The following is a 7,274-nucleotide window of genomic DNA, read 5'->3' as shown; positions in this document are numbered from 1 at the left end:
TCATTTGGCAGCCATGGATGAAATGGCGCGTGGCCACATGATCGCTGACACCGTGGCGGTGATTGGCACCATGGACATTGTGTTCGGGGAAATTGACCGATGAGTTCTGTAAACACCCACCACAGCGCACCGCTGTCGGCCCAAGCCCTCGAGCGTTTTGCGCGTGAAGTCGCCAAATACCCAGACGACCAGAAGCAATCGGCCGTCATGGCGTGTTTGTCCATCGCCCAGCAAGAGCAGGGCTTTGTCAGCGCCGAGAGCGAGCGCGTGATTGCTGAGTTGCTGGGCATGGCCCCCATGGCTGTGCACGAAGTGACCACCTTCTACAACATGTACAACCAACAACCGGTTGGCAAGTTCAAGATCAACGTGTGTACCAACCTGCCATGCCAGTTACGCAACGGGCAGGGCGCTTTGATGCACTTGGTCAAGACCCTCGGCATTGAAGTCGGCGAAACCACTGCGGATGGCATGTTCACCATCCAGCCCAGCGAATGCATGGGCGCTTGCGCTGATGCGCCCGTGTTGTTGGTGAATGACCGCACCATGTGCAGCTACATGAGCGACGACAAGATCGACCAGATGGTAGCAGGCTTGCGCGCGGTGAAGGAGTAAGCATGACTACCTCTAGCCAAGCTTTACAAGTTCTCTCCCAATTCCAAACGACCGCGGTGGAGACTTGTTTCCACGACCGTCACATCGGCCCACAAATTTTGGCGGGTCTGAACGGCAACAACTGGTCCTTGCAAGACTACGTGGTACGCGGCGGCTACCAAGCCCTGCGCAAAATCTTGACCACGGGCATGACGCAAGATGAAGTCATCGCCACCGTCAAAGAGTCTGGCTTGCGTGGTCGTGGTGGTGCGGGCTTCCCCACAGGTTTGAAGTGGAGCTTCATGCCCCGTCAGTTTCCGGGCCAAAAGTACTTGGTTTGTAACTCCGATGAGGGCGAGCCCGGGACGTGCAAAGACCGCGAAATCTTGCAGCACAACCCCCACATTGTGATTGAAGGTATGGCCATCGCCGCTTTTGCCATGGGCATCAGCGTGGGCTACAACTACATTCACGGTGAAATCTTTCAAACCTACGAGCGTTTTGAAGCCGCCCTTGAAGAAGCCCGCGCTGCTGGCTACTTGGGTGACAACATCTTGGGTTCCACCTTCAGCTTCCAGTTGCACGCGGCCCACGGTTTTGGCGCTTACATCTGCGGCGAAGAAACTGCGTTGCTCGAGTCGCTCGAAGGCAAAAAAGGCCAGCCCCGTTTCAAACCACCGTTCCCCGCGAGCTTTGGTTTGTATGGCAAGCCCACCACCATCAACAACACCGAAACATTCGCTGCGGTGCCTTGGATCATCAACCACGGTGGTCAGGCTTATCTCGAATGCGGCAAGCCCAACAACGGCGGCACCAAGATTTTCTCGGTGAGCGGTGACGTGGAGCGTCCCGGCAACTATGAAATTCCTATGGGCACACCGTTCTCCAAACTGTTGGAGTTGGCCGGTGGCGTGCGCAAGGGTCGCAAGCTGAAAGCTGTGATCCCTGGCGGTTCGTCATCCCCCGTGCTGCCTGCTGACATCATCATGGACTGCACCATGGACTACGACAGCATCGCCAAAGCTGGTTCAATGCTGGGCTCCGGTGCGGTGATCGTGTTGGACGACTCGCGCTGCATGGTCAAGAGCCTGCAACGCTTGAGCTACTTCTACATGCACGAGTCATGCGGCCAATGCACCCCTTGCCGCGAAGGCACAGGTTGGTTGTGGCGCATGGTAGACCGCATTGAGCGTGGCGAAGGCCGCGAAAGCGACTTGGCCTTGCTCGACAACGTGGCAGAAAACATCATGGGCCGCACGATTTGCGCCCTCGGAGATGCAGCAGCCATGCCCGTGCGCGGCATGATCAAGCACTTCCGCCATGAGTTTGTTCACCACATCACGCACAAGACCTGCTCGGTCGCTGCCTACGTTTGACACGGATAAGTGCCATGATTGAAATCGAACTCGACGGTAAAAAAGTAGAGGTCCAAGAAGGCTGCATGGTCATGCATGCAGCTGAAAAGGCCGGCACTTACATTCCGCATTTTTGCTATCACAAGAAACTCAGCATCGCGGCCAACTGCCGCATGTGCTTGGTCGATGTGGAAAAAGCCCCTAAACCCATGCCCGCCTGCGCCACGCCTGTGACGCAAGGCATGATTGTTCGCACCAAGAGCGAACGCGCCATCAAGGCCCAACAGTCGGTGATGGAGTTCTTGCTCATCAACCACCCGCTGGATTGCCCCATTTGTGACCAAGGCGGTGAGTGCCAGTTGCAAGACTTGGCTGTGGGCTACGGCGGCACCACGTCACGCTACGAAGAAGAAAAGCGTGTGGTGATGCCTAAGGATGTGGGCCCTCTGGTCAGCATGCAAGAGATGAGTCGCTGCATTGCCTGCACACGCTGCGTGCGCTTTGGCCAAGAAGTGGCCGGCGTCATGGAGCTGGGCATGTCCCACCGAGGCGAGCACGCTGAGATTGAAACCTTTGTGGGTCAATCGGTGGATTCCGAGCTCTCAGGCAACATGATCGACATCTGCCCTGTGGGCGCGTTGACCAGCAAGCCATTCCGTTACAGCGCCCGTACCTGGGAATTGAGCCGTCGCAAATCGGTTAGCCCACACGATGCCACTGGTGCCAACCTGATCGTTCAAGTCAAGAACAACAAAGTCATGCGCGTCGTGCCTTTGGAAAACGAAGACGTCAACGAGTGCTGGATTGCGGACCGCGATCGCTTCAGCTACGAGGCCTTGGAAAGCGCAGACCGCTTGACCAAGCCCATGCTCAAGCAAGGTGGTGCATGGAAAGAAGTCGATTGGCAAACTGCCCTCGAATACGTGGCCAACGGCTTGCAAGGCGTCAAAGCCCAGCATGGCGCACAAGCCATTGGCACTTTGGCCAGCCCACACAGCACGGCGGAAGAGTTGTACTTGGCCGCTGGTCTGACACGCGGCTTGGGTAGCCAAAACATCGACACGCGTTTGCGTGCTGCTGACTTCCACACCGACGTGAACTCGGAGCACGGCGGTGCCGTACGGGCTCGTTGGTTGGGTACATCTGTGGCTTCTCTCACCACACTGCAACGTGCATTGGTGATTGGCGGCAATATTCGTAAAGACCAACCTTTGTTGGCCCAACGTCTGCGCCAAGCGGTGCGCAACGGCGGCAAGGTCAATGCTTTGAACGCACAAGCCTTTGATTGGGCGATGCCTGTGGCTAACACCATGGTGGCTGATGCCGCCAACTGGGTACAAGCCTTGGCGGACATCGCGGCTGCCGTGGGTGCCATCACCGGTACGGCAGCACCCGTGGCTGGTAACGCCAACAGTGCCGAAGCACAAGCCATCGCCAAGTCATTGACCGGCGGTGAGCGCAAAGCCATTTTGTTGGGCAACGCCGCTGCACATCACGCCAAAGCATCGAGCTTGCTGAGCTTGGCCAACTGGATTGGCGCACAAACTGGCGCCACCGTGGGTTATCTCGGCGAAGCTGCGAATACCGTCGGCGCTCAAGTGGTGGGCGCCTTGCCAAAAGCGGGCGGTCAAACTGCAGGCCAAATGTTGGCAGGTGGTTTGAAGGCCGTCGTGTTGCTCAACACCGAGCCAGCTTTCGATGCGGCCAACGGCACGGCGGCGGCACAAGCCATCGGTCAAGCCGAGATGGTTGTGACCTTGTCACCCTTCAAGGCCAATATGGACATCAGCGATGTGCTCTTGCCCATCTCGCCTTTCACTGAGACCGCTGGCACGTTCATCAACACCGAAGGTCGTGCACAAAGCTTTCACGGCGTGGTCAAGCCTTTGGGTGAGACACGTCCTGCTTGGAAAGTCTTGCGTGTGTTGGGCTCCATGCTCCATGTGCCCGGCTTCGAATTCGAGACCATCGACGAAGTGCGCGCCCAAGCGATTCCCGCCGATGTCCACGCTTTGCTGTCCAACGCATGCACGGCCAATGTGGATGTGAGTCCCGCAGCAGGTCAGCCTGCCAGTGCAGCGATTTATCAACTCGACAGCTTGGTGCGTCGCGCACCATCGCTGCAACTCACGGCTGATGCAAAGCAACCTGCGGTTGCGGCTACGTTGCAAGGAGGTCTGTGATGGGTGACAACATTTACAACGCAGGCTTTGGCTTGATGTCCGATGTGTGGTGGACCACACTGGCTTGGCCCGTTCTGTGGGCTTTGCTCAAGATAGTTGCGGTGCTCTTGCCTTTGCTCGGTTGCGTGGCTTACCTGACTTTGTGGGAACGCAAAGCCATTGGGTACACCCAAATCCGCAAAGGCCCGAACCGCACAGGTCCTGGTGGTTTGCTGCAACCCATCGCGGACGCGCTGAAGTTGCTCACCAAAGAAATCATCATCCCAACGCAAGCGACCACCAGCTTGTTCTTCTTGGGCCCCATCATGACCATCATGCCGGCCTTGGCTGCATGGGCGGTGATTCCTTTTGGACCTGATGTGGCGTTGGCCAACGTCAACGCGGGCTTGCTGTTCTTGATGGCCATCACTTCGCTCGAAGTGTACGGCGTCATCATCGCGGGTTGGGCGTCTAACTCCAAGTACGCCTTCATTGGTGCCATGCGCGCATCGGCCCAAATGGTGAGCTACGAAATCGCGATGGGCTTTTGCTTTGTGATCGTCTTGATGATCTCCAACAGCTTGAACATGACCGACATCGTGATGGGGCAAGCCAAAGGCATGATGGCAGGCAAGGGCTTGGGTTTTTTGTCTTGGAACTGGTTGCCTTTGTTCCCCGTTTTCATCATCTACTTCATCTCCGGTTTGGCTGAAACCAACCGTCACCCGTTTGACGTGGTGGAAGGTGAGTCTGAAATTGTGGCCGGCCACATGATCGAATACTCAGGCATGTCCTTCGCCATGTTCTTCTTGGCTGAATACGCCAACATGATCTTGGTCTCGATGTTGACGGTTGTGATGTTCTTGGGCGGCTGGTTGTCTCCCATCGACAACGCACTGTTCAACCTGATTCCGGGTTGGATTTGGCTCGGCCTCAAGACCTTTGTGGTCGTGACCATGTTCTTGTGGGTGCGTGCCACGTTCCCACGGTATCGCTATGACCAAATCATGCGTTTGGGTTGGAAGATTTTCATTCCTCTCACCCTGATTTGGTTGTTGGTGGTGGGCGTTTGGATTCAAACCCCTTGGAATATCTGGAATTAATATGAAACCCCCACGTTCTGCACTGCGTGTCATCACTGCCCCCCGAGGGGGTGCTGGCCTCCCTTGGGGCGGCCCTGCGCGAGGCCAATCATGACCACCACTACACATTCCGTTCCTTTCTCGTTGCGCGACTTTTTGTCTAGCTTCCTGCTGATTGAGCTGTTCAAAGGCATGGCCCTCACAGGCAAGTACATGTTCTCGCGCAGCATCACCATTCAGTTTCCGGAAGAGAAGACACCTTTGTCGCCTCGTTTCCGTGGCCTACATGCTTTGCGCCGTTACGACAACGGTGAAGAGCGCTGCATCGCATGCAAACTGTGTGAGGCTGTCTGCCCAGCGATGGCAATTACCATCGAATCTGACCAGCGCGCAGACGGCAGCCGTCGCACCACCCGCTACGACATCGACTTGACCAAGTGCATCTTCTGCGGTTTCTGCGAAGAGAGCTGCCCCGTGGATTCGATCGTGGAAACACACATCTTTGAGTACCACGGCGAAAAACGCGGTGACCTGTACTTCACCAAAGAAATGTTGTTGGCAGTGGGCGACCGCTACGAACCCGAAATCGCTGCCAACAAAGCAGCTGACGCCAAATACCGTTGAAGATTTAATGATGGACGTACTTATGAATGTGAAGTCGGCTCTTTTTTACGCGTTCTCAGCCGTCATGCTGTTTGCGTCATTCCGCGTTATCACGGCGCGTAACCCTGTGCATGCCGCGCTGTACTTGGTCTTGGCCTTCTTCCAAGCCTCGGGCGTCTGGATGTTGCTTAAAGCAGAATTCCTCTCTATCGCTCTCGTGCTCGTGTACGTGGGTGCGGTCATGGTCTTGTTTTTGTTTGTGGTGATGATGCTCGACATCAACATCGACAGCATTCGCCAAGGCTTCTGGAAACACTTCCCACTCGCCGCTACTGTGGGTGCGGTGATTGCCCTCGAATTAGCGGCTGTGTTGTTGGGTGGCTTTCGCATCAGCGAACCTCAAAAACAATTGGCAGCACAAGTGATTGCGCCTGCCGCCGTGACCGCCGTGGTATCTGTCGATGCGGCTTCAATGGCTGTGGACGCTGCGTCTGCTGCCTTGGCTGCAGCGTCAGCACCTGATGTGGGCCATGTGGTGGTGGCACAAGCCTCTAACACTAAGGCTTTGGGTATCTTGCTCTACACCGAGTACCTGTACCCCGTGCAAGTGGCGGCGTTGATCTTGTTGGTGGCCTTGATTGCGGCCATCGCTTTGACTTTGCGCGCACGCAAGGACAGCAAATTCCAAAATGCGGGTGACCAAGTGCGCGTCAAGGCCCGCGACCGTGTGGAACTGGTGAAGATGGACGCGGTCAAACCCGCGCCTGCTGCACCCGCCACTGAGGAGACAAAAGCATGAGCATCACCTTAGGCCACTACCTCACGCTGGGTGCGATTTTGTTCGCACTCTCCGTCATCGGCATCTTCTTGAACCGTAAAAACTTGATCGTCTTGTTGATGGCGATTGAGTTGATGTTGCTCGCGGTCAACATGAACTTCGTGGCGTTCTCACACTACCTGGGTGACTTGCACGGTCAAATCTTTGTTTTCTTCATCTTGACTGTGGCGGCTGCTGAATCTGCCATTGGCTTGGCGATTCTGGTGCAGTTGTTCCGCAACAAGTCCAGCATCAACGTAGACGCGCTCAACACGCTCAAGGGCTGATATGAAGCCCCCACGTTCATCACTTTGTGTATTCACTGCCCCCCAAGGGGGCGCAGGTCTGCCTTGGGGCGGCCCTGCGGGAGACCTGACATCATGACCCAAACCCTACAAGCCTCCACGCTGCTAGCTGTACCCATGGCACCGCTGGTGGGCTCAGCCTTGGCTGGTATTTTGGGTACACGCTTTGGCGGTAACCAAATTGGCCGCGGCGTGACCCACACACTCACCATCTTGGGCGTGTTCATCGCCTTTGTGTTGTCTGCCATGACGCTGCAAAGCGTGGCCTTGGACGGCGCGCGTTTCAATGACACCCTCTACACCTGGATGGTGGTGGGCGATTTGAAAATGGAAATCGGCTTCATGGTCGATGGCCT

The 7,274-nt window shown here is 56.3% G+C and carries 8 protein-coding genes and 1 pseudogene; all 9 read left to right on the top strand.

Going from position 1 to position 7,274, the window contains the following annotated elements:
• Positions 1-103, top strand: a 103-nt coding sequence (locus RMS03_RS11660; RefSeq protein ID WP_405023512.1) for a hypothetical protein, incomplete at its 5' end; no start/stop codon positions are given.
• Positions 100-615 carry an NADH-quinone oxidoreductase subunit NuoE gene (nuoE, locus tag RMS03_RS06955; RefSeq protein WP_310626358.1) on the top strand — a complete coding sequence of 172 codons (516 nt, stop codon included), beginning with the start codon at positions 100-102 and terminating at the stop codon, positions 613-615. The genes RMS03_RS11660 and nuoE, both read left to right, overlap by 4 nt.
• Before the next feature lie 2 nt (positions 616-617).
• Positions 618-1,970 (top strand): NADH-quinone oxidoreductase subunit NuoF, encoded by a 1,353-nt coding sequence (nuoF, locus tag RMS03_RS06950; protein WP_310626357.1) that lies wholly within the window; start codon positions 618-620, stop codon positions 1,968-1,970.
• Between the two features lie 14 nt (positions 1,971-1,984).
• The gene (gene nuoG / locus RMS03_RS06945; protein WP_310626356.1) at positions 1,985-4,132 is read left to right on the top strand and encodes an NADH-quinone oxidoreductase subunit NuoG; all 2,148 of its coding nucleotides are present in this window, start codon (positions 1,985-1,987) and stop codon (positions 4,130-4,132) included.
• A complete protein-coding gene (gene nuoH, locus RMS03_RS06940) occupies positions 4,132-5,214 on the top strand; it encodes an NADH-quinone oxidoreductase subunit NuoH (protein ID WP_310626355.1) in 1,083 nt (360 codons plus the stop codon). Before nuoG ends, nuoH begins: the two co-directional genes overlap by 1 nt.
• A 90-nt stretch (positions 5,215-5,304) precedes the next feature.
• Positions 5,305-5,817, top strand: a complete 513-nt coding sequence (nuoI, locus tag RMS03_RS06935; protein WP_310626354.1) for an NADH-quinone oxidoreductase subunit NuoI — start codon at positions 5,305-5,307, stop codon at positions 5,815-5,817.
• A gap of 22 nt (positions 5,818-5,839) precedes the next feature.
• Positions 5,840-6,595 (top strand): NADH-quinone oxidoreductase subunit J, encoded by a 756-nt coding sequence (locus tag RMS03_RS06930; protein ID WP_310626359.1) that lies wholly within the window; start codon positions 5,840-5,842, stop codon positions 6,593-6,595.
• Entirely contained in the window at positions 6,592-6,900 is a 309-nt protein-coding gene (nuoK, locus tag RMS03_RS06925) for an NADH-quinone oxidoreductase subunit NuoK (protein WP_310626353.1), read from the top strand. Before RMS03_RS06930 ends, nuoK begins: the two co-directional genes overlap by 4 nt.
• 93 nt (positions 6,901-6,993) lie before the next feature.
• Positions 6,994-7,274: pseudogene (locus RMS03_RS06920) on the top strand (NADH-quinone oxidoreductase subunit L); the annotation flags it as partial.

It is taken from the genome of Limnohabitans sp., from assembly GCF_031538885.1.
GTDB lineage: Bacteria > Pseudomonadota > Gammaproteobacteria > Burkholderiales > Burkholderiaceae_C > Limnohabitans.
Note: the sequence above shows the minus strand (reverse complement) of the source record. Positions and strands in the feature narration are given on the sequence as shown.

What these genes read in the sequence shown, in the direction of transcription:
- nuoE (WP_310626358.1), top strand. Translation starts at nt 100, where the DNA reads ATGAGTTCTGTAAACACCCACCACAGCGCACCGCTGTCGGCCCAAGCC.
- nuoF (WP_310626357.1), top strand. Translation starts at nt 618, where the DNA reads ATGACTACCTCTAGCCAAGCTTTACAAGTTCTCTCCCAATTCCAAACG.
- nuoG (WP_310626356.1), top strand. Translation starts at nt 1,985, where the DNA reads ATGATTGAAATCGAACTCGACGGTAAAAAAGTAGAGGTCCAAGAAGGC.
- nuoH (WP_310626355.1), top strand. Translation starts at nt 4,132, where the DNA reads ATGGGTGACAACATTTACAACGCAGGCTTTGGCTTGATGTCCGATGTG.
- nuoI (WP_310626354.1), top strand. Translation starts at nt 5,305, where the DNA reads ATGACCACCACTACACATTCCGTTCCTTTCTCGTTGCGCGACTTTTTG.
- RMS03_RS06930 (WP_310626359.1), top strand. Translation starts at nt 5,840, where the DNA reads ATGAATGTGAAGTCGGCTCTTTTTTACGCGTTCTCAGCCGTCATGCTG.
- nuoK (WP_310626353.1), top strand. Translation starts at nt 6,592, where the DNA reads ATGAGCATCACCTTAGGCCACTACCTCACGCTGGGTGCGATTTTGTTC.